Source organism: Kitasatospora sp. NPDC018619 (assembly GCF_044391605.1).
Classification (GTDB): Bacteria; Actinomycetota; Actinomycetes; order Streptomycetales; family Streptomycetaceae; genus Kitasatospora.
Genome location: NZ_JBISAI010000007.1, coordinates 59,669 through 84,596 on the forward strand (window position 1 = coordinate 59,669; position 24,928 = coordinate 84,596).

Here is a 24,928-nt window from a genome sequence, read left to right on the forward strand (position 1 = left end):
CGCTCAGTACCGCCAGCGGGTGGCCGCGACCAGCTCCTGGGGCGTGGCGGCCGCGTACTGCTCCGCCTCCGCCCGGCGCACCGCCAGCACCGCCTGGTAGAGCGGCTCGCCGAGGGCCTCGCGCAGCACCGCCGAGCGCTCGTAGGCAGCGATCGCCTCGGCCGGGGCGGCCGGCAGCCGGGGCACCGTGCCGGGCTCCGCGGCGGCTGGGTCCCCCGTGAACTCCGGTGGCAGCGCACGGCGCTGGTCCAGCCCGGCGAGGCCGGCCGCGATCACCCCGCCGACCATCAGGTACGGGTTGGCGCTCGCGTCGAAGCACTTGACCTCGGCGTTGGCGGTGGCGGACCGCTCCCCGGCGGAGCCCGTCACCAGGCGCAGCGCGGCCTCGCGGTTCTCCAGGCCCCAGCACTGGTAGGCGCCGGCCCAGTGCGAGGGCACCAGCCGCAGGTACCCGGCCGGGCTGGAGCAGCCGAGCACCAGCAGCTCGGGCAGCGCGTCGAGCACCCCGGCGAGGAAGCCCTCGCCCTCGGCCGTCAGGCCGTGCGGGCCGGGGCCGCCGTGGCCGAGGTTGCGCCCGTCGCGCCAGAGGCTGACGTGCAGGTGCCCGCCGTTGCCGACGCCGCCCGGCTCGACCACCGGCGCGAAGGAGACCCGCAGGCCGTACCGGGCGGAGACGGCTCGGACGGTGTGCCGGACCAGGACGGAGGTGTCGGCGGCGGCGACCGGGCCCTCGGCGGCGACCGAGACCTCGAACTGGCCCGGGGAGTACTCGGGGTGGATCTGCAGGACGCCCAGCCCCTGCCTGCCGAGGGCGCGCACCACGTCGCGCAGGTAGTCGGAGAGGTCGGTGAGCCGGTGCATCCCGTACGCGGGGCCGTGCGTCGGGTACCGCGGCTCCTCCTGCGGGGCGCCGACCAGCGCGACCGTCCACTCCACCTCGATGCCCGCCTTGAGGGCCAGGCCGCGCGCGGCCGCCGCCGCCACGGCCCGGCGGGCGAACAGCCGCTGGCAGCCGGGGTGCGGGGTGCCCGCCTGGGTGTACCTGTCCCCCGGGGCCCAGGCCCAGCCGGGCTGGGCGGCCAGCGGGACGATCCGGTCGAGGTCCGGGTAGAGCCTGAGGTCCCCGGTGGGGCCGCCGATGATCGGGCTGGTGACGATCACGTCGTCGGCCAGGAACACGTCGAAGCAGGGCGCGGTGCCGACGCCCCACTGCGCGGCGTGCGCCAGGCCGCCGAGCGGCACCGCCTTCACCCGGGTGATCCCGGCGTTGTCCACCCACGTGACGGCCACCGCCTCGACGGCCTCGGTGCGCAGCCGGTCGACGGCCTCCTCGGCACGTGCGGCCCGCTCCGCGCGCGGCGCCAGCGCGACGGCCGCCGCCGCGGCGGCGGCGAGCCGCTCCCCGGCGGGGGGCGGCTCGGCGGGGCCGGCGGCGGAGGAGCCGGCGGTGGAAGGTCCGGAGGTCATGCCGTCATGCTGCCCCGCCGGGCGGGGGCGGCTAACTCCCCTATCGGGTGGTCCGGTTGGCGCTCCCGTTCCACCGTTCACCCGTTCGGGTAAACGGTGGCCGACCCTCCCCGCGCCGGCCCGCCCGGCGAGTCCGGCGGGATCGGCGGGTCCGGCGGGATCGGCGAGTCCGGCGGGTCCGGCGGGGGTCGGCCCCGCGGCCGGAAACGGTTTTCCGCCCCGCCCTCTTCCTACTCGCGAGTAGCTTCGCTACAGTGGCCGGGCACGCACCACCGCCGGGCTTCGGGAGCCGCACCGGCGGCAGGCCGCGGTCGCCGTTCACCGGACGCCCGCGCAGTGCGCCTTCACCGGCCGGTGCCGCGGACCGCGGCAAACCGGGTTCCTTCCTCGCCTTCAGAGCCGCTTCCTTCACCTTCGAGCGCCTGAGCACCACGGCACACCCGCGTTTCGGCCGGAGCGGACCGGCCGCCGTCCGGGTGCGCCGGCACCCGTCACCTCCCCAGCCCCCGCGCGTGGACCCTCCCCCGGCGGCGGCCGCCCCCGGCGTACGGGCGCGGCGGCGCGCCCGCCGGGGCACGCGCGGGCCCTTCATGACTAGGAGTCAGGACAGATGGAGCGTCCCTTCCCCACCGTGGCCGTCGTCGGCCTCGGCACGATGGGTGCCGGCGTCGCGGTGGCGGTCGCCAAGAGCGGCCGCCGGGTGATCGGCATCGAGGCCTGCGAGGACTCCGCCGCCCGGGCCCTGGCCCGGATCGAGGAGGCCACCGCGCACGCGGTGGCCCGGGAGCGGCTGACCGCCGAGGAGCGCACCGGGCTGCTGGCCCGGATCTCGGTCGGGCACGAGCTGGCGGCCGCCGCCGGCGCCGACCTGGTGATCGAGGAGGTGCCCGAGCAGCTGGAGCTGAAGCGGGAGCTCTTCGCCGAGCTCGACCGGATCTGCCCGCAGACCACCGTGCTGGCCACCGGCACCACCGCGCTGTCGGTGACCCGGATCGCCGCCGCGACCACCCGTCCGGACCGGGTGCTCGGGCTGCACTTCTTCAACCCGGTGCACGGCATGAAGCTGGTCGAGGTGGTCCGCACCGTGCTGACCTCGCCGCGGACCGCCGAGGACGCCGCCGCGTTCGCCCGCGACCTCGGCAAGGAGCCGGTGGCGGCCGGCGACCGGGCCGGGTTCGTGGTGAACGGCCTGCTGTTCGCCTACCTGAACCAGGCCGCCGCGATGTTCGAGTCCAAGTACGCCTCCCGGGAGGACATCGACGCCGCGATGCGGCTCGGCTGCGGACTGCCGATGGGCCCGCTGGCGCTGCTCGACCTGATCGGCATCGACACCGCGCGCACCGTGCTGGAGGCGATGTACGAGCAGTCCCGGGACCGGCTGCACGCGCCCGCGCCGGTCCTCGGCCAGCTGGTCGCGGCCGGGCTGCTGGGCCGCAAGACCGGCCGCGGCTTCTACACCTACGAGGCGCCGGGCTCGTCCCGGGCCGTCGACGCGGCCACCGGGCCGGCCCTGCCGAAGGTGCCGGGCCGGGAGGTGCGCACCGTCGGCGTGTGCGGCTCCGGGACGATGGCCACCGGCATCGTCGAGGTGTTCGCCAAGGCCGGACACCCGGTGCTGCTGGCCGCCCGCAGCCGGGAGAAGGCCGACGCGGCCAAGGCCCGGCTGGCGAAGTCGCTGGAGCGCTCGGTGGCCAGGGGCCGGCTGTCCGCCGAGGCACGGGACGCCGCGCTGGCGCTGGTCACCCCGGTCGGCGGCTACGCCGAGCTGGCCGGGGTGGACCTGGTGGTCGAGGCGGTGGCGGAGGACCTGGCGGTCAAGCGGGAGCTGTTCGCCACCCTGGACAAGGTCGTCCGGCCCGGCGCGGTGCTCGCCACCACCACCTCCTCGCTGCCGGTGATCAGCTGCGCGACGGCCACCTCGCGGCCGCAGGACGTGGTCGGCATGCACTTCTTCAACCCGGCCCCGGCGATGAAGCTGGTCGAGGTGGTCTCCACCGTGCTGACCGCGCCGGACGTCACCGCGACGGTGCTGGAGCTGACCGCGAAGGTCCGCAAGCACCCGGTCGAGTGCGGCGACCGGGCCGGGTTCATCGTCAACGCGCTGCTCTTCCCCTACCTGAACGACGCGGTGCGGATGCTCCAGGAGCACTACGCGACGGTGGACGACATCGACACCGCGATGAAGCTCGGCTGCGGCTACCCGATGGGCCCGTTCGAGCTGCTGGACGTGGTCGGCCTGGACGTCTCGCTGACGATCGAGCAGGTCCTGCACCAGGAGTTCCGCGAGCCCGGCCTGGCGGCCGCGCCGCTGCTGGAGCACCTGGTCGCGGCGGGCTGCCTGGGCCGCAAGACCGGCCGCGGCTTCCGCGACCACGCGCGCCGGTGACCACGCCGCAGGCCGGGGGCGGCCCGCACGAGCCGCCGTACGAGCTTCCGTACGAACCGCCGTACGGGCCGCCCCCGGTCGGACCGCAGGCCGCGCCGCCGCACGGCCCGGCGCCCTCCGGGGCCCCCGTGCGCCCCGCCTGGGGCCCCGGGACGGTGCCCGCCCGGTGGCCCCGCCCGGCCGTGACCGGGCCGGTCGCACCGGTGCGGCGGGGAAGGGCCGCGGCCGGGCCGTCCGGGCCGTGTAGCGTTCCGGACATGGATCGGGCTCAGTCAACCTCCCCGCAGCACCCCTCCGGGCCGCACGGCGGCGCCGACCGGGCCGGCCCCTCGGCCGGGGGCACCGGGCCGGACGCCGGGCCGGGCAGCCGCCGGGCGGCGGCGCAGCGCCAGCAGATGCGCCAGGACCTGGCCACGGCCGCGATGGAGCTGTTCGCCTCGCAGGGCTACGAGGAGACCACCGTCGACCAGATCGCGGCCGCCGCCGGGGTGGCCCGGCGCACCTTCTTCCGGTACTTCCGGTCCAAGGAGGAAGCGATCTTCCCGGACCACGACGACACCCTGGTGCGGGTGGCGGACCTGCTGGCCAGCGCGGAGCCGGAGGAGCACCCGCTGGACGTGGTCTGCCGCGGCATCAAGGAGGTGCTGAGGATGTACGCCTCCACCCCGGGGGTGTCGGTGGCGCGGTACCAGCTGATCCGTCAGGTCCCGGCGCTGCGCGAGCGGGAGATCGCCGTGGTGGCCCGCTACGAGCGGCTGTTCACCCGCTACCTGCTGGGGCGCTTCGACACCGGCGAGTCCATCCCCTCGGGCTGGCAGCGCGGCGGCGAGGACGACTCGATGCTGGCCGAGGTCTCGGCGGCGGCGGTGGTCGCGGCGCACAACCACGTGCTGCGGCGCTGGCTGCGGGCCGGCGGCCGGGGCGACGTGGAGGCGCAGCTCGACCACTCCTTCGAGGTGATCCGGCGGACCTTCTGGGCGTCCAGCGCGCCGGGTGCCAGGCGCCGGGGATCGGTGGTGGCACCGGGTGCCACTGTGACCCCGGGGGAGCTCGGGGCGGAGAGCGCACTGAGTGCCAGCCCCGGAGGTGAGGTGCTCATCACAGTCGCCAGGACGGACGCTCCGCTGGAGGTCGTGGTGGACAGCATCCGGGCCGCGCTGAGTGGTACCCGGGAGTCTTAACCAGGGAATTTCCCCAGGTCAGAGCAGTAGTGAGGGCCCGCGCCGGACAGTCGGCGCGGGCCCTTCGGCTGCCCGCTCAACGCGCGTCACCCGGGCGCCGAACTCGTCGTAATTCCTGGCACCCGGTGTCTTTACGAGTGGCACAGGGTGCCACTACCTTGTTACCCACCAGTCGCGGCGCCGCGGCTCCCCACCTCGGCGCGCCGCCGTCCGGTGTTCCCACACCCCGGGAGCAGAGCCAGCCCGGCCCGGTCCACCCCGGGCCCCCAGCCTGACCCGCCCACCACCCACCCCATCGAAGCCGGTGTCCGCTCCCGGCTCCCCCAGACGCCCTGTGACCCTCACACAGGTACGCCTTCGGAGGCAGCCATGCAGGAAATCCTCGACGCGATCCTCAGCACCGACAGCACGTCGGCGGACTTCGCGGCGATCAAGCTCCCCGAGTCCTACCGGGCGGTGACGCTCCACAAGGACGAGGAGCAGATGTTCGCGGGCCTCGACAGCCGCGACAAGGACCCCCGCAAGTCCCTTCACCTCGACGACGTCGCCCTGCCGGAGCTCGGCCCCGGCGAGGCCCTGGTCGCCGTCATGGCCAGCTCGGTGAACTACAACACCGTCTGGAGCTCGATCTTCGAGCCGGTCTCCACCTTCGGCTTCCTGGAGCGCTACGGCCGGCTGTCGCCGCTGACCAGGCGCCACGACCTGCCGTACCACGTGCTCGGCTCCGACCTCGCGGGCGTGGTGCTGCGCACCGGCGCCGGGGTCAACTCCTGGAAGGCCGGCGACGAGGTCGTCGCCCACTGCCTCTCGGTCGAGCTGGAGTCCCCGGACGGCCACAACGACACGATGATGGACCCGGAGCAGCGCATCTGGGGCTTCGAGACCAACTTCGGCGGCCTGGCCCAGATCGCCCTGGTGAAGACCAACCAGCTGCTGCCCAAGCCGCGGCACCTCACCTGGGAGGAGGCCGCCTCCCCCGGCCTGGTCAACTCCACCGCCTACCGGCAGCTGGTCTCGCGCAACGGCGCGGGCATGAAGCAGGGCGACAACGTGCTGATCTGGGGCGCCAGCGGCGGCCTCGGCTCGTACGCCACCCAGTACGCGCTGGCCGGCGGCGCCACCCCGATCTGCGTGGTCTCCAGCGAGGCCAAGGCCGACATCTGCCGCGCCATGGGCGCCGAGGCGATCATCGACCGCTCCGCCGAGGGCTACCGGTTCTGGAAGGACGAGCACAACCAGGACCCGCGCGAGTGGAAGCGCCTGGGCAAGCGGATCCGCGAGTTCACCGGCGGCGAGGACGTCGACATCGTCTTCGAGCACCCCGGCCGGGAGACCTTCGGCGCCTCGGTGTACGTCACCCGCAAGGGCGGCACCATCGTCACCTGCGCCTCCACCTCCGGCTACATGCACCAGTACGACAACCGGTACCTGTGGATGTCGCTCAAGCGGATCGTCGGCTCGCACTTCGCCAACTACCGCGAGGCCTACGAGGCCAACCGCCTGATCGCCAAGGGGAAGATCCACCCGACCCTGTCCAAGGTCTACTCCCTGGAGGAGACCGGCCAGGCCGCCCTGGACGTGCACCACAACAAGCACCAGGGCAAGGTCGGCGTCCTGTGCCTCGCCCCCGAGGAGGGCCTCGGCGTCACCGACCACGAGCTGCGCGCGAAGCACCTGCGCGCCATCAACCTGTTCCGCGAGCTCGACGAGCGGAACGTCCAGCCGAGCCGGAACGTGTGAGAGCCCCTCCGATGACCGAGCCCCAGAAGCGCGACCGCCCCTGGCTGATGCGCACCTACGCCGGCCACTCCACCGCGAGCGACTCCAACGCGCTCTACCGGCGGAACCTGGCCAAGGGCCAGACCGGTCTGTCCGTCGCCTTCGACCTGCCGACCCAGACCGGCTACGACTCCGACCACGTCCTCGCCCGCGGCGAGGTCGGCCGGGTCGGCGTCCCGGTGGGGCACGTCGGCGACATGCGCACCCTGTTCGACGGCATCCCGCTCGAACGGACCAACACCTCCATGACGATCAACGCCACCGCCATGTGGCTGCTGGCGCTCTACCAGGTGGTCGCCGAGGAGCAGGGCGCCGACATCGCCGCCCTCACCGGCACCACCCAGAACGACATCGTCAAGGAGTACCTGTCGCGCGGGACGCACGTCTTCCCGCCCGGCCCCTCGGTGCGGCTGATCACCGACATGATCGCCTACACCGTCGGCCACATCCCCAAGTGGAACCCGATCAACATCTGCAGCTACCACCTCCAGGAGGCCGGGGCCACCCCCGTCCAGGAGATCGCCTACGCGATGTGCACCGCCGTCTCGGTGCTCGACGCCGTGCGCGACTCCGGCCAGGTGCCGGCCGAGCGGATGGGCGAGGTGGTCGCCCGGATCTCCTTCTTCGTCAACGCCGGCGTGCGCTTCGTCGAGGAGATGTGCAAGATGCGCGCCTTCGCCCGGCTGTGGGAGAAGGTCGCCCTGGAGCGCTACGGCGTCACCGACCCGAAGCAGCGCCGCTTCCGCTACGGCGTCCAGGTGAACTCGCTCGGCCTGACCGAGGCGCAGCCGGAGAACAACGTCCAGCGGATCGTCCTGGAGATGCTGGCCGTCACCCTCTCCAAGGACGCCCGCGCGCGGGCCGTCCAGCTGCCCGCCTGGAACGAGGCGCTCGGCCTGCCCCGGCCCTGGGACCAGCAGTGGTCGCTGCGCATCCAGCAGGTGCTGGCGTACGAGTCGGACCTGCTGGAGTACGGCGACCTCTTCAACGGCTCCGAGGTGGTCGAGGCCAAGACCGCCGAGCTGCTGGCCGGCGCCGAGGCGGAGATCGCCAAGGTGCTGGAGATGGGCGGGGTGATCCCGGCCGTCGAGTCCGGCTACCTGAAGTCCAACCTGGTCGCCTCGCACGCCGCCCGCCGGGCCCGGATCGAGTCCGGCGAGGACAGGATCGTCGGGGTGAACTGCTTCGACACCACCGAGCCGAGCCCGCTCACCGCCGACCTCGACACCGCGATCATGGTCGTCGACCCGGCGTCCGAGCAGTCCGTGCTCGCCGCCCTGGAGGCCTGGCGCGCCGGGCGCGACGAGGCCGCCGTCCAGGAGTCGCTGGCCGCGCTCAAGGCCGTCGCCGCCACCGAGGCCAACCTGATGCCGGCCACGCTCGCCTGCGCCCGGGCCGGCGTCACCACCGGCGAGTGGGCCTTCGCCCTGCGCGAGGTCTTCGGCGAGTACCGCGCGCCCACCGGCGTCGGCGGCGCCCCCGTGGCCGTCCCCGCCGAGCCCGGCGGGGAGCTGGAGCAGGTCCGCGCCGCGGTCGCCGCGACCGCCGAGGAGCTGGGCGCCGGCAAACTGCGCCTGCTGGTCGGCAAGCCCGGCCTGGACGGGCACTCCAACGGCGCCGAGCAGATCGCCGTCCGGGCCCGCGACGCCGGGTTCGAGGTGGTCTACCAGGGCATCCGGCTGACCCCGGAGCAGATCGTCTCCGCCGCCGTCGCCGAGGACGTGCACTGCGTGGGGCTGTCCATCCTCTCCGGTGCCCACGGCGAGCTGGTGCCCGACGTCCTGAAGCGGCTGCGCCGCGCCGGGGTGGAGGATGTCCCGGTGATCGTTGGTGGCATCATCCCGGCAGCGGACGGCGAGGCCCTGCGGGCCGCCGGCGTCGCCGCCGTGTTCACCCCGAAGGACTTCGGCATCACCACCATCATCGGCCGGATCGTGGACGAGATCCGGCTGGCCAACAGGCTCCAGCCGTGGACGTCCGCACCGACCGCGGCTCCGAACTGACCAGCTGACCAGCTGACCACTGGGAAGGAACCCTCGATTCTTATGACTGCGCCCAACCGTCTGCGTCCGCGCCGCTCCTGCCTCGCGGTGCCCGGCAGCAACCCGCGCTTCCTGGAGAAGGCCCAGGGCCTGCCGGCCGACCAGGTCTTCCTCGACCTGGAGGACGCCTGCGCCCCGCTGGTCAAGGAGAGCGCCCGCCACAACATCGTCGACGCGCTGAACAACGGCGACTGGGGCGCCAAGACCCGCGTCGTCCGGGTCAACGACTGGACGACGCACTGGACCTACCGCGACGTGATCACCGTGGTCGAGGGCGCCGGCCCCAACCTCGACTGCATCATGCTGCCCAAGGTCCAGGACGCCGAGCAGGTCAAGGCGCTCGACCTGCTGCTCACCCAGATCGAGAAGACCATGGGCTTCGAGGTCGGCAGGATCGGCATCGAGGCGCAGATCGAGAACGCCAAGGGCCTGATCAACGTCGACGCCATCGCCGAGGCCTCGCCCCGGCTGGAGACCATCATCTTCGGCCCCGCCGACTTCATGGCCTCCATCAACATGAAGTCGCTGGTCGTCGGCGAGCAGCCGCCCGGCTACGGCGCCGACGCCTACCACTACATCCTGATGCGCATCCTGATGGCCGCCCGCGCCAACGACCTCCAGGCGATCGACGGCCCCTACCTCCAGATCCGCAACCAGGAGGGCTACCGCGAGGTCGCCCGCCGCTCGGCCGCCCTCGGCTTCGACGGCAAGTGGGTGCTCCACCCGGACCAGGTCGCCGCCGCGAACGAGATCTACTCGCCCTCGCAGGAGGACTACGACCACGCCGAGCTGATCCTCGACGCGTACGACTACTGCACCTCCGAGGCGGGCGGCGCCAAGGGCTCCGCGATGCTCGGCGACGAGATGATCGACGAGGCCAGCCGCAAGATGGCGCTGGTCGTGGCCGGCAAGGGCCGGGCCGCGGGCCTCCAGCGCACCACCAAGTTCGAGATCCCGGAGAGCTGAGCCATGCAGTTCGGACGCACCTACGAGGAGTTCGAGGTCGGCGCGGTCTACAAGCACTGGCCCGGCAAGACCGTCACCGAGTACGACGACCATCTCTTCTGCCTGCTCACCATGAACCACCACCCGCTCCACATGGACAGCAACTACGCGGAGCGGACGACCGACTTCGGCCGGAACGTCGTGGTGGGCAACTACGTCTACTCGCTGCTGCTCGGCATGTCCGTCCCGGACGTGTCCGGCAAGGCGATCGCCAACCTGGAGATCGAGTCGCTGCGCCACGTCGCGCCCACCTTCCACGGCGACACGGTCTACGGCGAGACCACCGTCCTCGACAAGTGGCCGTCCAAGTCCAAGGACGACCGCGGCATCGTGTACGTCGAGACCAAGGGCTACAAGCAGGACGGCACGGTCGTCTGCCTCTTCCGCCGCAAGGTCATGGTGCCGACCGCGACGTACACCGAGGCCCGCGGCGGCGAGCAGCCCGGCCGCCCGACCCCGCTCGCCTGAGCCCGCTCTCCCCTATATAGACCCCGGACGGGGAGGCCGCCGTCATCGGCCGACCCCCACCCGGTTCGGGGGCCCTGCTGCCGCAGCCACGCCGGCGGGGCCCCCGGAAATCCCCCCCCGCCCTCTTCAGACATTCCGGAGCCGCACGATGGGACGCCTCGCACAGACCGACGGCCTCACCGAGATCCAGCGGGACATCCTCGCCACCGTGCGGGATTTCGTCGACAAGGAGATCATTCCGGTCGCGACCGGGCTGGAGCACCGGGACGAGTACCCGACCGCCATCGTCGAGGGGATGAAGCAGCTCGGCCTGTTCGGCCTCACCATCCCCGAGGAGTACGGCGGCCTCGGCGAGTCGCTGCTCACCTACGCCCTGGTGGTCGAGGAGATCGCCCGCGGCTGGATGTCGGTCTCCGGCATCGTGAACACCCACTTCATCGTGGCGCACATGATCAACGCCCACGGCACGCAGGAGCAGAAGGAGTACTTCCTGCCGAGGATGGCGGCCGGCGAGATCCGCGGCGCCTTCTCGATGTCCGAGCCGGGCCTGGGCTCCGACGTCTCGGCCATCTCCACCAAGGGCGTCCGGGACGGGGGCTCCTACGTCCTCAACGGCCAGAAGATGTGGCTCACCAACGGCGGCACCTCCACCCTGGTGGCGGTCCTGTGCCGGACGGACGAGGGCGGTAGCAGCCCGTACCGGAACATGACCACCTTCCTGATCGAGAAGGAGGCCGGTTTCGGGCCGAACCCCGCGGTCCCCGGCCTGACGGTGCCCGGCAAGATCGAGAAGATGGGCTACAAGGGCGTCGACACCACCGAGCTGGTGCTGCAGGACGTCCGGATCCCGGCCGACCGCGTCCTCGGCGGCGTTCCGGGCAGGGGCTTCTACCAGATGATGGACGGCGTCGAGGTCGGCCGCGTCAACGTCGCCGCCCGCGGCTGCGGCGTCGCCCGCCGCGCCTTCGAGCTCGGCATCTCCTACGCCCAGCAGCGCTCCACCTTCGGCAAGAAGATCGCCGAGCACCAGGCGATCCAGTTCAAGCTCGCCGAGATGGCCACCAAGGTCGAGGCCGCCCACCAGATGATGGTGATGGCCGCCCGCAAGAAGGACGGCGGCGAGCGCAACGACCTCGAAGCCGGCATGGCCAAGTACCTCGCCTCCGAGTACTGCAAGGAGGTCGTCGAGGACGCCTTCCGCATCCACGGCGGCTACGGCTTCTCCAAGGAGTACGAGATCGAGCGCCTCTACCGGGAGGCCCCGATGCTGCTCATCGGTGAAGGTACTGCGGAGATCCAGAAGATGATCGTCGGGCGCCGGCTCCTGGAGGAGTACCGGATCGCCGACTGACCCCGGGCCGCTGCCCGGCGGAGCACCCCGCCGGGCAGCACCCTCGAACCGCCGGTCGACGGGCGTGCGGGCCCGTCCCGGCGCGGGGCCGTGCCCCGTCACGGGCCCGGGCCTGGTCCGCCCGGGTCCGGCACGGCCCTCCGGAAGCGGCCGCAGGGCGTACAGCTGCGACGACGCGCCCTGCGGCCGCTTCCGCACACCCGCTTGCGGCCGCTACGGCCGTTTCGTCCGGCGGGTTCTGTCGGCGCACCCGTTGAGACAAGAGTCACCAGCGCTGTCCGGTCCCTTGGGAACCGGACCGGGTCGAGCTACGGTCGTAGCAGTGGACGCGCACACGCGCCGCCACCGGACACATGAACGAGCAGGCGGGTTGCCCACCCACCGTGTGCTCCCGATAGCATCCACCGGGACAGCAAGCCGTCCCTCTATTACCGATCCCGCGGTGGCCCCCGTCCAGCGGCCATGATCCCCCGCGACAAAGGTCTTCGATGCCCATCAGCCCGTCCCCTCACACCTCCGTCACGGACCGCGATGCCCTCGCCGCCCCGACGGCCGGTCGGCGACCCCGCGTGACCATCGCGCGCGGAGCCACCCCCTGGTTCGTCCCCACTCTCGCCACGGCCGCCGTGACCGCCGCCCTCACCCGGCGCAACGGCACGTGGGCCCTGGCGTCGGTACCGGCCTGTGCGCTCAGCGCGGGCATGCTGTGGTTCTTCCGCGACCCCGAGCGTGAGATCGGCACGGGCAGAGTGATCTCCCCCGCCGACGGCGTGGTGCAGAGCATCGACGCCTGGCCGGACGGCCGCACCCGGGTCGCGATCTTCATGAGCCCGCTGAACGTCCACGTCAACCGCGCGCCCCTGCCGGGCACGGTGACGTCGGTCGAGCACGTCGCGGGCGGCTTCGTCCCCGCGTTCAACAAGGACAGCGACCAGAACGAGCGGGTCGTCTGGCACTTCGACACCGAGCTCGGCGACATCGAGATGGTCCAGATCGCGGGGGCCGTCGCCCGCCGCATCGTGCCGTACGTGGACGCCGGCACCAAGGTCGAGCAGGGCGACCGGATCGGCCTCATCCGGTTCGGGTCCCGGGTCGACACCTACCTGCCGGCCGGCGTCGAGGTCGGCGTCGAGGTCGGCCAGAAGACCACAGCCGGGGTGACGCGCCTTGACCGTGACTGATCCTGAGACAATCGTCGGCCTGGACGACGAGGAGACGGCCCTGCGCCGCCGCCGCTGGGCACGGGACCGCGAGCTGCGGGCCCCGCGCTCCCCCCAGCACCTGTCCACGGCCGACTTCCTGACCCTGGGGAACGCCGTCTGCGGCTTCCTGGCGATCTACTCGATCACCACCGGGGTCCTCGTCCCGCACATCACCAACCCGGACGCCGCTCCGGACCGGCACAGCGCCGCCACCGCGGTCACGCTGCTGCTGATCGGCTCGATGTGCGACCTCTTCGACGGCCTGGTGGCGCGCAAGCTGCGCTCCTCCGCCCTCGGGGCGGAACTGGACAACCTCGCGGACCTGATCAGCTTCGGCATCGCGCCGGCCTACTTCGTCGCGGTCTGGGGCATGGTCTCCCCCGGTTCCAACAGCAAGCTGTCGGCGCTGATCGCGCTGACCGTACTGCTCGCCGTGGTGCTGCGGCTCGCCCGCTTCTCGGCGGTCAAGATGCGGCCCGGGGTGTTCCAGGGCATGCCCTGCCCGATGGGCGCGATGACGGTGATCGCCATCGTGCTGCTCGACCCGCCGTTCCTGCCCGGCCTGCTGGCCATCTTCGGCGCCGCGTACCTGATGGTCAGCCGGATCGAGTACCCCAAGCCCCAGGGGCTGCTGGCCACCGCCACGCTCTGCTGGGTGGTCGTCGCGATCGGCTGCCTGGCCGCCTGGGCGACCGGGCTGCCCGGCGGTGACAACCTGATGCACGTCGGCGCGTTCGCCCAGATCACGCTCGCCGCGATGGCGCCGCTGCTGGTCATCCGCCGCAAGGTGGGGCAGAAGGTCGGCGACGTCCGCGCCCGGCGCGCGGAGTCGCGGCTCGGCTGAGCCCCTCCCGGCACACGGGGAAGGGCCCGGAACCTGCTGGTTCCGGGCCCTTCCCCGTTTTCGTCCGTCCGTGCCGCCGCCGGGCTCAGGCGCCGCCGGTGTGCACGCTGAACGCCGAGCGGCGGGCCGCCCGGGCCACGCCCGGGTCCGGGTGCACGCTCGAGACCGCCGTCAGCACCGAGGCCGCCCGCGGGTGCCCGGACTGGCGGGCCCGGGCGAACAGCCGCACCGGGTCCCCGGCCGCGGCGCCCTCGACGTGGCCCACCAGCAGCTCGGTCTCGCCGTGGTCCAGCACCGCGGCCGCGGTGTCCACCCAGAGCCAGGCCGCGTCCTCCGCGCCCAGCACGTCCGCCGGGGAGACCCCCTCGTCCGCGCGCTCCGCCAGCCAGAGCAGCGCGTACGGGCGCAGCACCGGCTCGTCCACCGCTGCGCGCACCGCCTGCTCGGCCGGCCCGCCGGCCACCCGCAGCGCCTCGAAGGCCAGCCCGCGCACCAGCGCGTCGTCGCCCTGGGCGGCCTCCAGCAGCTCGCCCACCGCCCGGTCGGCCGGACGGGCCGCGACCCAGGCGCGGAACTCGGCGCGGGCCGGGCCCGGCGAGTAGTCCGCGCAGGCGTTCAGCAGCTCGAAGGCGCTCTGCTCGATGTGCCCGGCCGCGGTCTGCGCGACGGTGCAGATCTCCTCCAGCTTCGCCCGCACCGCCCAGTGGCCGAGCGGCGACAGCTCCGCGGCGTCGTTCCTGCGCTCCAGGGCGCCGACGGCCGCCAGGCCGTCCAGCATCCAGTCCAGGACCGCGGCCACGTCCGACGGCGCGGCCGGGGTGTCGATCTGCGGCGCCCGGCAGGTGCCGCGGACGGCGGAGACGGCCGAGGCGGCGTGCGGCACCGGCGAGAGCCCTGGCCCGCCGAGGCCGGCGCCGACCCGGCGCTCGTCCAGGCCGCGGCGCAGCAGCTCCAGCAGCTCGCTCTCGGCGACCGGGCCGTCCACCAGGTGCAGGAAGGAGAGCAGCTGCGGGGCCTGGTCCACGGCCTGGCCGGCCAGCACCGCGAACACACCGCGCAGCGCCGCGGGCGGCACCGGGGCGAGCAGCGTCCAGGCGTCGAACAGGGCCGACCAGCCGCGCACCACGGCCTCGTCGTCGTGCTCCCAGGCGTGCAGGCGCCAGCCTGGGCCGGCTCCGCCGTCCCGGGCCTCCACCAGGCCCACCAGCAGCGCCTGTCCCCAGGCCTTGGCGGCGGCGCCGACCGTCATGGCCAGCGCCCGGCCGGCCGCTCGGGCGTCCTCGGGGAGCAGCTCGCCGCGCTTGTCGACCTCGGCCAGCTCGCCGGCCCAGCGGGCGACGCGGACGGCGTCCACCAGCATCCGGCGGGCCAGCGGGGCGAGCTCGGCGGGTGCCGGGAAGCCCTCCGGCACGGGAACCCTGCCCCGCCCGGGGGCCGGAGCCGGCCCTCGCCTCCGGGGCACTCCGTTACGGGGGACTCCCGCCCCGCCCGGCCTGCCACCGGCGGGCCGTTGGGCCGTTCCGGGGAGACGGGTCACCGTCGCACCGGTACCGATCGTCGGCGGGAGCGGGGCATCACGGTCGCGCGGGTTCCGAGACGTCACGTCGAGCAGTCTTCCCCTTGTACCGGCCTTCTGTCACATCCGGTTGTCCGTACGACCGGGCGAGCGCCGGTGGCACCTCCGCAAGATCGGGCAACCACGGCAAACCGCCTGGCCAAAAACGTGTGACCTGCCCATGCCATACAGGTCCGGCCGGTTGCCGGGAATGCTCGGACGGTCACCGTGCGTACGGGTGGGGGGTAAGGGTCCGGGACAATATGTGCCCCTGACAATCGGGATATTCGTACGGGGGCGATCCGCGTCCCTGGAGCTCCTCGGGAGTGTCCAGCCCGAATCCGGACGGATGGCGGGCGGCGCCGGGGGGTGCCCGTCGCCGGGGCCCCGGCCGGACCGGCCGTCCGCGCGCCCCCGAAGGAAAGGGGGGAAACGTTCATTCGCGGACGGTTTTCGTGCCCGGTATACGCGGATGGCTTCGCGGCCGGCTTTCGCGGGCGGTCCACGGACGGAAAGCCACCGGGAAAGCACGGCACGGCCCCGCGCGGACCGGCCGGAAATGCCCGCACGGGGAGGGGGGCCGCCACCGGCGGTGCGCCGCTACAACAGCGGCGTGAGCCAGCGCCGGAGGAGTTCGGCGTAGCGGTCGGGGGCGGAGTTCCACAGGGTCGCGTGGTCGGCGCCCGGGAAGGCCTGGAGGCTCACCACGTCCCGGCGGGCGGCGGCCAGTTTCTCGGCGGTGCCGAAGGGCGCGATCCGGTCCTCCCGCCCGGCCAGCAGCAGGGTCGGCACCCGCAGGTCGGTGCCCTCCGCGATGCGGCCGAAGTCGGCGAGGTCCACGCCGGTGCGGCCCTCGGCGGCGAGGGCGCCGAGTTCGGCGGCGACGCCCGGGAAGCCGGCCCGGGCGGCGTCCCGGCGGGCGGAGGCCGACAGGTCGAGCACGGGCGAGTCGAGGACCAGGCCGCGGACGGCGGGCGCCCAGACGGAGCGGGCCACGGTCTGCAGGACGGCGGTCGCGCCGACGGACCAGCCGTACAGGATCACCTTGCCCGCGCCGCTGTCGAGCGCCAGTCGTACCGCCGCCTCGACGTCGCGCCACTCGGTCTCGCCGAAGTGGCTGAGCCCGTCCGGGGAGGCGGGGGCGCCGTGGTCGCCGCGGTAGGTGACGACCAGGGCGGGCAGGCCGAGCCGGTCGAGGACCGGGAGCACCGGGAGGGCCTGTTCGCGGTCGGCTCCGGGGCCGTGCACCAGGACGACCCAGGTCCCGCGCGTGCCGTCCAGCTGCCAGGCCGGCATCGGGCCCAGCTCGCCGTCGGCGGCGGTCTCGGCGAAGGCGAGGCCGAGCGCCTCGGTCGGGTTGCCGCGGTGGACCCGGGGGGTGAAGCGGACCTCGGTGCCGGGGGTGAGGGTGCCGCGGTCGGCGCGCACCAGGCGGCGGGTGACGCCCTGCTCGTCGCCGCCCAGGACCTCCTCGACCACCGCGTGCCCGCCGTCCGCCCACTCGACCGCCCAGCGGCCGGGCCGCAGGCTCTCGGGGGCCCGGGTGAAGGTGACCCGGCCGGGGGCCAGGCCGCGGACCAGCACCGGCCCGGACTCCTGGACGGCGGCCTCCGGACGGACCATCCGCTCGGAGGCCCGGCGGCCCACCACCAGCGCGGCGGCCCCGACCGCGGCGGCCGCCACGACGGCGGCGGTTCCCCAACGCATCTCGCTCCCCGCTCTGTTGCTCACGGATCCGTTGTGCACGGACCGGACGGTGTTCGAGCACCAGTCCACCGGCGCCCGGCCCGCCCGGCCACCGGACTGGGCCGTCCGGGTCACCCGGGCGGCTACCCGGCGGCGCCGGGGGGATGCCGGGGCGGTGCCGAGAGGATGCCCGGCACGGTGCTGAGGGAGCGCCAGGAGCGGTGGGCGGGAGTGCCGGCGCCGCCGGCGCCCGCGTGTGACCAACCCCTCCGTGACCTCGGTTGACTCCCGGTTCGGGCCCGTGATGGGATCCTGGGGCCAAACGGAGGCATGGAGAGGAAGCCGGTGGAAGTCCGGCGCGGTCCCGCCACTGTCACCGGGGAGCACGCTCGGAACATCGCCACGGCGGCCGTCGACGGCCGCTGGAAGGCTCCGGGTGTGCGTTCGACCCGGAAGCCAGGAGACTCTCGCCCCCGTCACGTCGAGCCAGGGCGCGGACCCTGAGTGAGGACACGCACGCGATGCAGGCTGCCCCGCCCCGCCGGACTCCGAGCTGCCGTCCGCCGTGCGGCCGATGACCGCGCGCACGCCCTCCCCCGCCCCGCACCCGCTGGCCCGCGCCGCCGCGTTCGCGCTCGGCGCCGTCGCGGGCCACGCCGCCGACGCCCGCTTCGCCGACCCCCGACGGGGCCACCCGGTGGCCGTCTTCGGCAGCGCCGCGACCCGCCTGGAGCAGCGGCTGTGGCGCGACGACCGCGCCGCCGGGGCCGGGTACACCGCGCTGTGCGTGGGCGCGGTCGCGGCGGGCGCGCTCGCCCTGGACCGCACGGTGGGCCGCCGCCCCCTGGGCCGGGCCGCGCTGGCCGCGGCCGCGACCTGGACGGTGCTCGGCGGCACCTCGCTGACCCGGGAGGCGCGTGCCGTCGGCCGCTCGCTGGCCGCCGGGGACCTCGCGGCCGCCCGGGACCGCCTGCCGCACCTGTGCGGGCGGGACCCGAGCGCGCTGGACGGGCCGCAGATCGCCCGGGCGGTGGTCGAGTCGGTCGCCGAGAACACCGCCGACGCCGTCGTGAACGCGCTGGTCTGGGGCGCCCTGGCCGGCACCCCCGGCCTGCTGGCCTTCCGCGCCGTGAACACCCTGGACGCCATGGTGGGCCACCGCTCGCCCCGCTACGCCCGGTTCGGCTGGGCCTCGGCCCGGCTGGACGACCTGGCGGGCTGGCCGGGCGCCCGGCTGACGGCGCTGCTGACGGTGGCCGCCGCGCCCGAGCCCCGGACGGCCTGGCGGGTCTGGCGGCGCGACGGCTCCGCGCACCCGAGCCCGAACGCCGGCCAGGCCGAGGCGGCCTTCGCCGGCGCGGTGGGCGTCCGGCTGGGCGGGCGGCTGCGGTACGGCGACCGGGTGGAGGACCGGCCCGTGCTGGGCGCGGAGCTGCGGCCGGTGACGGTGGACGACATCGAGCGGGCCTGCGCGCTCTCCCGGCGGGTGGGCGCGCTGGCGCTGGGTACGACGGTCGCGGGGCACGTCCTGCTGCGGGCACTGCTGGGGAAGAGGGGACGGGCATGAGCAACGCGCTGCTGGTCGCGGGGACGACCTCGGACGCGGGCAAGAGCGTGGTGACGGCCGGCATCTGCCGCTGGCTCGCCCGCCGGGGCGTGCGGGTCGCGCCGTTCAAGGCACAGAACATGTCGCTCAACTCCTTCGTCACCGCCGACGGCGCGGAGATCGGCCGCGCCCAGGCGATGCAGGCGCAGGCGGCCCGGGTGGAGCCGGAGGCCGCGATGAACCCGGTGCTGCTGAAGCCGGGCGCGGACGGCCGCAGCCAGGTGGTGCTGCTCGGCCGCCCGGTGGCCGAGGTGGGCGCGCTGGACTACCGCGAGCGCAAGCCCGTCCTGCTGGAGCGCGCCCTGGAGTGCCTGGCGGACCTGCGCCGCCGCTACGACGTGGTGGTCTGCGAGGGCGCGGGCTCGCCCGCCGAGATCAACCTGCGCGACCGCGACATCGCCAACATGGGCCTGGCCACGGCCGCCGCCCTGCCGGTGGTGGTGGTCGGGGACATCGACCGCGGCGGGGTCTTCGCGGCGATGTACGGGACGCTGGCGCTGCTGTCCGCCGAGGACCAGCGGCACGTGGCGGGCTGGTTCGTCAACAAGTTCCGCGGCGACGCACGGCTGCTGGCGCCCGGCCTGGAGATGCTGCACGGGCTGACCGGCCGTCCGGTGCTGGGCACCCTGCCGATGCTGCCCGGGCTCTGGCTGGACGCCGAGGACTCGCTGGACCTGTCCACGGTGGTGGACCGGGCGGACGGGCCCGGGCCGCTCGGCGCGGACGTGCTGCGGGTGGCCGTGGTGCGCTTCCCCCGCCTGTCCAACTTCACCGACGTGGACGCGCTCGCCCAGGAGCCGGGCGTGCTGGTGCGCTGGGCGACCAGGCCCGAGGAGCTGGCCGACGCCGACCTGGTGGTGCTGCCCGGCACCCGGGCCACCGTCGCCGACCTCGCCTGGCTGCGCGAGCGCGGCCTGGCGCCGGCGCTCGCGGCGCGGGCCGCGGCCGGGCTGCCGGTCCTCGGCGTCTGCGGCGGCTACCAGATGCTCGCGCACTCGATCGTGGACGAGGTCGAGTCGAAGGCGGGCGCCGTCGAGGGCCTCGGGCTGCTGCCGACGCACGTGCGGTTCGGCGCCGGGAAGGTGCTGGCGCGGCCGGTCGGCGAGGCGTACGGGCAGCGGGTCGAGGGCTACGAGATCCACCACGGGGTGGTCGCGGTCGAGGGCGGGGAGCCGTTCGTCTCCGACGGCCGCGGGCAGGGCCTGGACGGCTGCCGGGTCGGCTCGGTCTGGGGCACCACCTGGCACGGCGTGCTGGAGAACGACGGGTTCCGCCGCGAACTCCTGCGCGAGGTCGCCGGGTTGTCGGGCCGGGCGTTCGTCCCCGCGCCGGACACCTCCTTCGCCGCCGCGCGCGAGGCCCGGCTGGACCGGCTGGGCGACCTGATCGAGGAGCACGCCGACACCGACGCGCTGTGGAAGCTGATCGAGGGCGGGGTGCCGGCGGCCGGACCGCTGCCGTTCGTCCCGCCCGGGGCCCCTGGGAGTGACGCATGATCCGGGTACGACAGGAGTGGGGTACGGCATGAGTGACGTCCGCTATCCGTTCACCGCGATCGTCGGCATGGCCGACCTGCGGCTCGGGCTGCTGCTGAACGCGGTCTCCCCGGCCGTGGGCGGCGTGCTGGTGCGCGGCGAGAAGGGCACCGCGAAGTCGACCATGGTGCGCGCGCTGGCCGGCCTGCTGCCGTCCATCGCCACCGTGGAGGGCTGCCGCTTCGCCTGCGACCCGGCCGCACCCGACCCGCAGTGCCCGGACGGGCCGCACGCCTGCCCGTCCTCCTCCGAACGGCCGTCCCAGCTGGTCGAGCTGCCGGTCGGCGTGGCCGAGGACCGGATCGTCGGCTCGCTCGACCTCGAACGCGCGCTGGCCGAGGGCGTCAAGGCGTACGAGCCCGGGCTGCTGGCCAGGGCGCACCGCGGCGTGCTCTACATCGACGAGGTGAACCTGCTCCAGGACCACGTGGTGGACCTGCTCCTGGACGCCGCCGCGATGGGCCGCTCGTACGTCGAGCGCGAGGGCGTGTCGGTGCGGCACGCGGCCCGGTTCCTGCTGGTCGGCACCATGAACCCGGAGGAGGGCGAGCTGCGGCCGCAGCTGCTGGACCGGTTCGGCCTGACCGTCGAGATCGCCGCCACCCGCGACCCGGCCGAGCGCGCCGAGGTGGTCCGCCGCCGGCTCGCCTACGACGCCGACCCGGCCGCGTTCGCGGCCCGGTTCGCCGCCGAGGAGCGGGCGCTCGCCGAACGGATCACCACCGCACGGAAGTTGCTGCCCGAGGTCACGCTGACGGATGTGGCGCTGCGTCAGATCACCGCGGTGTGCGCGGCGTTCGAGGTGGACGGACTGCGCGCGGACATCGTGATGGCCCGCACCGCCGTCGCGCTGGCCGCCTGGGACGGCCGCACCGAGGTGCTGGAGGAGGACGTCCGCCAGGCCGCCCGGCTGGCACTGCCGCACCGGCGCCGGCGCAACCCCTTCGACGCCCCCGGGCTGGACGAGGAGCAGCTGGACCGCACGCTGGAGGAGCACGCGCAGCCGCAGGACCCGGAGCCCGAGGGCGACGGCCCCGGCCCGGACGGCGACGGCGGACCGGACGGCGACGGGCCGGGCGGCGGCCCCGGCGGCGGCGCGCCCGAGCCCTCCGACGCCGGCGGCCCCGAGGCGTCCGCCGCCGAGCCCGCCGCTCCGGGGGACGACTCCCCCGAGGGCGCCGGGGAGCCCGAGCAGCCGCCCGTCCCCGCCCAGCACCCGGCGCCCGCGCGGGAGTCGGCGCCGGTCGCGGCCGGGGAGCCGTACCGCACCCGGCTGTTCACCGTGCGGGGCACCGGGCACGGCGCCCAGGGCCGCCGCTCCCCCGCCGAGACCGCCGGCGGGCACACCGTCCGGGCCCGCCGCCCGCAGGGCGCGCTCGGCCGGCTGCACCTGACCGCGACCCTCCAGGCGGCCGCGCCGCACCAGGCCGCGCGCGGGCGCAGCGGGCGCGCGCTGGTGGTGCGCAAGGACGACTTCCGCGAACAGGTGCGCCAGGGGCGGGAGTCCAACCTGGTGCTGTTCGTCGTCGACGCCTCCGGTTCGATGGCCGCCCGCCAGCGGATGACCGCCGTCAAGGGCGCGGTGCTGTCGCTGCTGATGGACGCCTACCAGCGCCGCGACAAGATCGGGATGATCACCTTCCGCGGGGCGGACGCCGAGCTGGCGCTGCCGCCCACCTCCTCGGTGGAGGTCGGCGCGGCCCGGCTGGAGACGCTGCCCACCGGCGGGCGCACCCCGCTGGCGGCCGGCCTGCTGCGCGCCCACGAGGTGCTGCGGGTCGAGCGGCTGCGCGACCCGAGCCGGCGCCCGCTGCTGGTCGTGGTGACCGACGGCCGGGCCACCGGCGGTCGGGACGCGCTCGCCCGCTCGCGGCAGGCGGCCGCGCTGTTCGCGGCGCAGGGCACGGCGAGCGTGGTGCTGGACTGCGAGTCGGGCCCCGTCCGCCTCGGCCTGGCCCGCACCCTGGCCGGGGCGCTGGGCGGCACCGCCGTCAGCCTGGACGAGCTGCGCGCCGAGGGCGTGGCCTCGCTCGTCCGCGAGAACCGTTCCGCGCACCGCGCGGCCACCACGATGCGAAAGGCGGCCTGAGCCGACATGCCCAAGGGTGTCCCCGAGAGCGTCCCCGACGACGGTCTGACGACCCGTCAGCGCCGTACCCAGCCGATCACCGCGGTGCACACCGGCCCGGGCAAGGGCAAGTCCACGGCGGCCTTCGGCATGGCGCTGCGGGCCTGGAACCAGGGCTGGTCGGTCGGGGTGTTCCAGTTCGTGAAGTCCGCCAAGTGGAAGGTCGGCGAGGAGAACGCGCTGCGCGTGCTCGGCGCCTCCGGCGAGGGCGGCACCGTCGACTGGCACAAGATGGGCTCCGGCTGGTCGTGGATCCAGCGCTCCGCCGAGCAGGAGATGTCCAGCGAGGAGGCGGCCAGGGAGGGCTGGGAGCAGGTCAAGCGCGACCTCGCGGCCGAGACCTACCGCTTCTACGTGCTGGACGAGTTCACCTACCCGATGCACTGGGGGTGGATCGACCCGGCCGAGGTGGTGGCCGTGCTCGGGGAGCGCCCGGGCAGCCAGCACGTCGTCATCACCGGCCGGTACGCGCCCGAGGCGCTGACCGCGGCCGCCGACCTGGTCACCGAGATGACCAAGGTCAAGCACCCCATGGACGCCGGCCGCAAGGGCCAGCGCGGCATCGAGTGGTAGTCCGTTGAGCACCGGCCCCGTGAACGTCCCCCGCCTCGTCGTCGCCGCCCCCTCCTCGGGCGCCGGCAAGACCACCGTCGCCACCGGCCTGATCGCGGCGCTCGCCGCCCGCGGGCTGGCGGTGTCGCCGCACAAGGTCGGCCCCGACTACATCGACCCGGGCTACCACGCGCTCGCCGCCGGGCGCCCGGGCCGCAACCTGGACGCCTTCCTGTGCGGACCGGAGCGGATCGCGCCGCTGTTCCTGCACGGCGCGGCGGGGGCGGACGTCGCGGTGGTCGAGGGCGTCATGGGGCTGTTCGACGGGGCCTCCGGACGCGGGGAGCTGGCCTCCACGGCGCACGTCGCCAAGCTGCTGCGGGCGCCGGTGGTGCTGGTGGTCGACGGCTCCTCGCAGTCCCGCTCGGTGGCCGCGCTCGTGCACGGCTTCGCCTCCTGGGACCCTCAGGTGCGGCTCGCCGGGGTGGTCCTCAACCGGGTCGCCTCCGACCGGCACGAGCACCTGCTGCGCGAGGCCCTGGAGGAGGGCTCGGGCGTGCCGGTGCTGGGCGCGCTGCGCCGCTCGGCGGCGGTCGCCACCCCCTCCCGCCACCTCGGGCTGATCCCGGCGGTGGAGCGCTCGGCGGAGGCGCTGCGGGCCGTCGCCGACATGGGGGACCTGGTGGCCTCCTCCGTCGACCTGGACGCCCTGCTGGAACTCGCCCGTACCGCACCGGAGTTGGATGCCGAGCCGTGGGCCCCTTCGGCCGAGGTCACCCCGGTGGCCGGCCGGCCCAGGATCGCGGTGGCCGGCGGCCCGGCCTTCTCCTTCTCGTACGCCGAGAACGCCGAACTGCTGGGCGCCGCAGGCGCGGAGGTCGTCCCCTTCGACCCGCTGCACGCCTCCGCGCTGCCCGCGGGGACGGCCGGCCTGGTGGTCGGCGGCGGCTTCCCTGAGCTGTACGTGCGCGAGCTGAGCGGCAACGCCCCGCTGCGCGCCGCCGTCGCCGCGTTCGCCGCCGCGGGCGGGCCGATCGCCGCCGAGTGCGCCGGACTGCTGTACCTGGGGCGGGAGTTGGACGGACTGCCGATGTGCGGGGTGCTGGCCACCGAAGCCCGGATGACCGAACGCCTCACCCTCGGCTACCGGGAGGCCGTCGCCCTGCACGACTCCCCGCTCGCCCCGGCCGGCACCCGGGTGCGCGGCCACGAGTTCCACCGCACGGTCTGCGAACCCGGCGCGGGCGAACTCCCCGCCTGGGGCTGGCGCCTGCCGACCGGGCCGCGCACCGAGGGCTTCGCGGGCGGCAACGTGCACGCCTCCTACCTGCACCTGCACTGGGCGGGCACCCCGGGGCTGGCCTCCTCCTTCGCCGCCGCCGCGGCGGCCTTCGCGGCGGGCCCCCGGGCGCACTGACCCGCCCGGCCGGCGGCGGAGGGCGGCGCGACACCGGCGGGGGCTCCGTCCGGGCCTTAGGGCGTGTCTGACAATTCTCGCCGGGTGCGCGGCGTCGGGGCACGCCCTAGGCTGCGCGCATGCATGTGATCGTCCTCAACGGCGGCTCCAGCTCCGGCACGTCGAGCATCGCGCGGAACCTCCAGGAGCTGTTGCCGGAGCCCTGGCTGCACCTCGGCACGGACACCATGGTCGAGGCGCTGCCGCCGTGGCTGCGCGAGGGCGGCGAGGGCATCGGCGGGCTGACGGGCGGGGACGGGATAGTCGAGGTCGGCCCGGTCTTCGCCGCGCTGGACGCCGCCTGGTCGGTCGGGGTGGCGGCGATGGCCCGGGCCGGGGCGCGGATCGTGGTGGACGAGGTGTTCCTCGGCGGCGCCGCGTCGCAGGCCCGCTGGCGGGCGGCCCTGGAGGGCCTGGACGTGCTCTGGGTCGGGGTGCGCTGCGACCCCGCGGTGGCCGCGGCCCGGGAGGCGGCGCGCGGCGACCGGGTGGCCGGGATGGCCGCCGCCCAGGCCGAGGCGGTGCACCGGGGCGTCGCGTACGACCTGGTGGTGGACAGCTCGCGTGCGTCCGCGGCGGACTGCGCCCCGGCGGTGGCCGCGCGGGCGGCCGCCGCCGGCTGACATCCGGGCCGGCGGACCGCCGACCCCGCCCGGGCCCCGCCCGACCCCGGTCAGCCCGGCCG

The 24,928-nt window shown here is 74.8% G+C and carries 18 protein-coding genes and 1 riboswitch; of the genes, 15 read left to right on the top strand and 3 right to left on the bottom strand.

The genetic code is table 11. The features are described from left to right. Positions 1-3: 3 nt before the first annotated feature. The gene (locus ACH5AR_RS12920; protein WP_396301425.1) at positions 4-1,467 is read right to left on the bottom strand and encodes a glutamine synthetase; all 1,464 of its coding nucleotides are present in this window, start codon (positions 1,465-1,467) and stop codon (positions 4-6) included. A 610-nt stretch (positions 1,468-2,077) separates the two neighbouring features. Here ACH5AR_RS12920 and ACH5AR_RS12925 point away from each other — a divergent pair. The 9 genes from ACH5AR_RS12925 (at position 2,078) to ACH5AR_RS12965 (ending at position 13,725) form a co-directional block, all read left to right on the top strand. Beyond that, entirely contained in the window at positions 2,078-3,853 is a 1,776-nt protein-coding gene (locus ACH5AR_RS12925; RefSeq protein WP_396301426.1) for a 3-hydroxyacyl-CoA dehydrogenase family protein, read from the top strand. 257 nt (positions 3,854-4,110) lie between these two features. Beyond that, positions 4,111-5,034 carry a TetR family transcriptional regulator gene (locus ACH5AR_RS12930; RefSeq protein ID WP_396301427.1) on the top strand — a complete coding sequence of 308 codons (924 nt, stop codon included), beginning with the start codon at positions 4,111-4,113 and terminating at the stop codon, positions 5,032-5,034. A gap of 369 nt (positions 5,035-5,403) precedes the next feature. Further along, positions 5,404-6,774: a crotonyl-CoA carboxylase/reductase gene (gene ccrA / locus ACH5AR_RS12935; protein WP_396301428.1), complete on the top strand. Its 1,371-nt coding sequence runs from the start codon at positions 5,404-5,406 to the stop codon at positions 6,772-6,774. Between the two features lie 11 nt (positions 6,775-6,785). Beyond that, complete coding sequence (locus ACH5AR_RS12940) at positions 6,786-8,816, top strand: protein meaA (protein ID WP_396301429.1); 2,031 nt, start codon at positions 6,786-6,788, stop codon at positions 8,814-8,816. 42 nt (positions 8,817-8,858) lie between these two features. Then, the gene (locus ACH5AR_RS12945; RefSeq protein ID WP_396301430.1) at positions 8,859-9,821 is read left to right on the top strand and encodes an HpcH/HpaI aldolase/citrate lyase family protein; all 963 of its coding nucleotides are present in this window, start codon (positions 8,859-8,861) and stop codon (positions 9,819-9,821) included. Positions 9,822-9,824: 3 nt separating this feature from the next. Further along, positions 9,825-10,328: a MaoC family dehydratase gene (locus ACH5AR_RS12950; RefSeq protein WP_396301431.1), complete on the top strand. Its 504-nt coding sequence runs from the start codon at positions 9,825-9,827 to the stop codon at positions 10,326-10,328. Positions 10,329-10,476: 148 nt separating this feature from the next. Further along, the gene (locus ACH5AR_RS12955; protein WP_396301432.1) at positions 10,477-11,679 is read left to right on the top strand and encodes an acyl-CoA dehydrogenase family protein; all 1,203 of its coding nucleotides are present in this window, start codon (positions 10,477-10,479) and stop codon (positions 11,677-11,679) included. A gap of 488 nt (positions 11,680-12,167) precedes the next feature. After that, a complete protein-coding gene (locus ACH5AR_RS12960; protein ID WP_396301433.1) occupies positions 12,168-12,860 on the top strand; it encodes a phosphatidylserine decarboxylase in 693 nt (230 codons plus the stop codon). Continuing rightward, on the top strand, positions 12,847-13,725 hold the full coding sequence (locus ACH5AR_RS12965; RefSeq protein WP_396301434.1) for a CDP-alcohol phosphatidyltransferase family protein: 879 nt from the start codon (positions 12,847-12,849) through the stop codon (positions 13,723-13,725). Before ACH5AR_RS12960 ends, ACH5AR_RS12965 begins: the two co-directional genes overlap by 14 nt. An 85-nt stretch (positions 13,726-13,810) precedes the next feature. On the opposite strand, the gene ACH5AR_RS12970 is transcribed toward ACH5AR_RS12965, so the two are convergent. Then, complete coding sequence (locus ACH5AR_RS12970; protein ID WP_396301435.1) at positions 13,811-15,136, bottom strand: hypothetical protein; 1,326 nt, start codon at positions 15,134-15,136, stop codon at positions 13,811-13,813. Between the two features lie 744 nt (positions 15,137-15,880). Further along, on the bottom strand, positions 15,881-16,987 hold the full coding sequence (locus ACH5AR_RS12975; RefSeq protein WP_396301436.1) for an alpha/beta hydrolase: 1,107 nt from the start codon (positions 16,985-16,987) through the stop codon (positions 15,881-15,883). 313 nt (positions 16,988-17,300) lie between these two features. Beyond that, positions 17,301-17,433: riboswitch (cobalamin riboswitch) on the top strand. 107 nt (positions 17,434-17,540) lie between these two features. Between ACH5AR_RS12975 and ACH5AR_RS12980 the strand changes: the two genes are divergently transcribed. From ACH5AR_RS12980 to cpt, 6 genes are all read left to right on the top strand, one after another. Then, the gene (locus tag ACH5AR_RS12980) at positions 17,541-18,533 is read left to right on the top strand and encodes a cobalamin biosynthesis protein (protein WP_396301437.1); all 993 of its coding nucleotides are present in this window, start codon (positions 17,541-17,543) and stop codon (positions 18,531-18,533) included. After that, on the top strand, positions 18,530-20,068 hold the full coding sequence (locus ACH5AR_RS12985) for a cobyric acid synthase (protein WP_396301438.1): 1,539 nt from the start codon (positions 18,530-18,532) through the stop codon (positions 20,066-20,068). Before ACH5AR_RS12980 ends, ACH5AR_RS12985 begins: the two co-directional genes overlap by 4 nt. A gap of 28 nt (positions 20,069-20,096) precedes the next feature. Beyond that, complete coding sequence (locus tag ACH5AR_RS12990) at positions 20,097-22,196, top strand: putative cobaltochelatase (RefSeq protein ID WP_396301439.1); 2,100 nt, start codon at positions 20,097-20,099, stop codon at positions 22,194-22,196. A 6-nt stretch (positions 22,197-22,202) separates the two neighbouring features. Then, positions 22,203-22,808 (top strand): cob(I)yrinic acid a,c-diamide adenosyltransferase, encoded by a 606-nt coding sequence (cobO, locus tag ACH5AR_RS12995; RefSeq protein ID WP_396301440.1) that lies wholly within the window; start codon positions 22,203-22,205, stop codon positions 22,806-22,808. Positions 22,809-22,827: 19 nt separating this feature from the next. Continuing rightward, complete coding sequence (locus ACH5AR_RS13000) at positions 22,828-24,204, top strand: cobyrinate a,c-diamide synthase (protein ID WP_396301441.1); 1,377 nt, start codon at positions 22,828-22,830, stop codon at positions 24,202-24,204. A gap of 125 nt (positions 24,205-24,329) precedes the next feature. Continuing rightward, positions 24,330-24,866 carry a chloramphenicol phosphotransferase CPT gene (cpt, locus tag ACH5AR_RS13005; RefSeq protein ID WP_396301662.1) on the top strand — a complete coding sequence of 179 codons (537 nt, stop codon included), beginning with the start codon at positions 24,330-24,332 and terminating at the stop codon, positions 24,864-24,866. Positions 24,867-24,928 lie beyond the last annotated feature (62 nt).

What these genes read in the sequence shown, in the direction of transcription:
- ACH5AR_RS12920 (WP_396301425.1), bottom strand. Translation starts at nt 1,467, where the DNA reads ATGACCTCCGGACCTTCCACCGCCGGCTCCTCCGCCGCCGGCCCCGCC.
- ACH5AR_RS12925 (WP_396301426.1), top strand. Translation starts at nt 2,078, where the DNA reads ATGGAGCGTCCCTTCCCCACCGTGGCCGTCGTCGGCCTCGGCACGATG.
- ACH5AR_RS12930 (WP_396301427.1), top strand. Translation starts at nt 4,111, where the DNA reads ATGGATCGGGCTCAGTCAACCTCCCCGCAGCACCCCTCCGGGCCGCAC.
- ccrA (WP_396301428.1), top strand. Translation starts at nt 5,404, where the DNA reads ATGCAGGAAATCCTCGACGCGATCCTCAGCACCGACAGCACGTCGGCG.
- ACH5AR_RS12940 (WP_396301429.1), top strand. Translation starts at nt 6,786, where the DNA reads ATGACCGAGCCCCAGAAGCGCGACCGCCCCTGGCTGATGCGCACCTAC.
- ACH5AR_RS12945 (WP_396301430.1), top strand. Translation starts at nt 8,859, where the DNA reads ATGACTGCGCCCAACCGTCTGCGTCCGCGCCGCTCCTGCCTCGCGGTG.
- ACH5AR_RS12950 (WP_396301431.1), top strand. Translation starts at nt 9,825, where the DNA reads ATGCAGTTCGGACGCACCTACGAGGAGTTCGAGGTCGGCGCGGTCTAC.
- ACH5AR_RS12955 (WP_396301432.1), top strand. Translation starts at nt 10,477, where the DNA reads ATGGGACGCCTCGCACAGACCGACGGCCTCACCGAGATCCAGCGGGAC.
- ACH5AR_RS12960 (WP_396301433.1), top strand. Translation starts at nt 12,168, where the DNA reads ATGCCCATCAGCCCGTCCCCTCACACCTCCGTCACGGACCGCGATGCC.
- ACH5AR_RS12975 (WP_396301436.1), bottom strand. Translation starts at nt 16,987, where the DNA reads ATGCGTTGGGGAACCGCCGCCGTCGTGGCGGCCGCCGCGGTCGGGGCC.
- ACH5AR_RS12980 (WP_396301437.1), top strand. Translation starts at nt 17,541, where the DNA reads ATGACCGCGCGCACGCCCTCCCCCGCCCCGCACCCGCTGGCCCGCGCC.
- ACH5AR_RS12985 (WP_396301438.1), top strand. Translation starts at nt 18,530, where the DNA reads ATGAGCAACGCGCTGCTGGTCGCGGGGACGACCTCGGACGCGGGCAAG.
- ACH5AR_RS12990 (WP_396301439.1), top strand. Translation starts at nt 20,097, where the DNA reads ATGAGTGACGTCCGCTATCCGTTCACCGCGATCGTCGGCATGGCCGAC.
- cobO (WP_396301440.1), top strand. Translation starts at nt 22,203, where the DNA reads ATGCCCAAGGGTGTCCCCGAGAGCGTCCCCGACGACGGTCTGACGACC.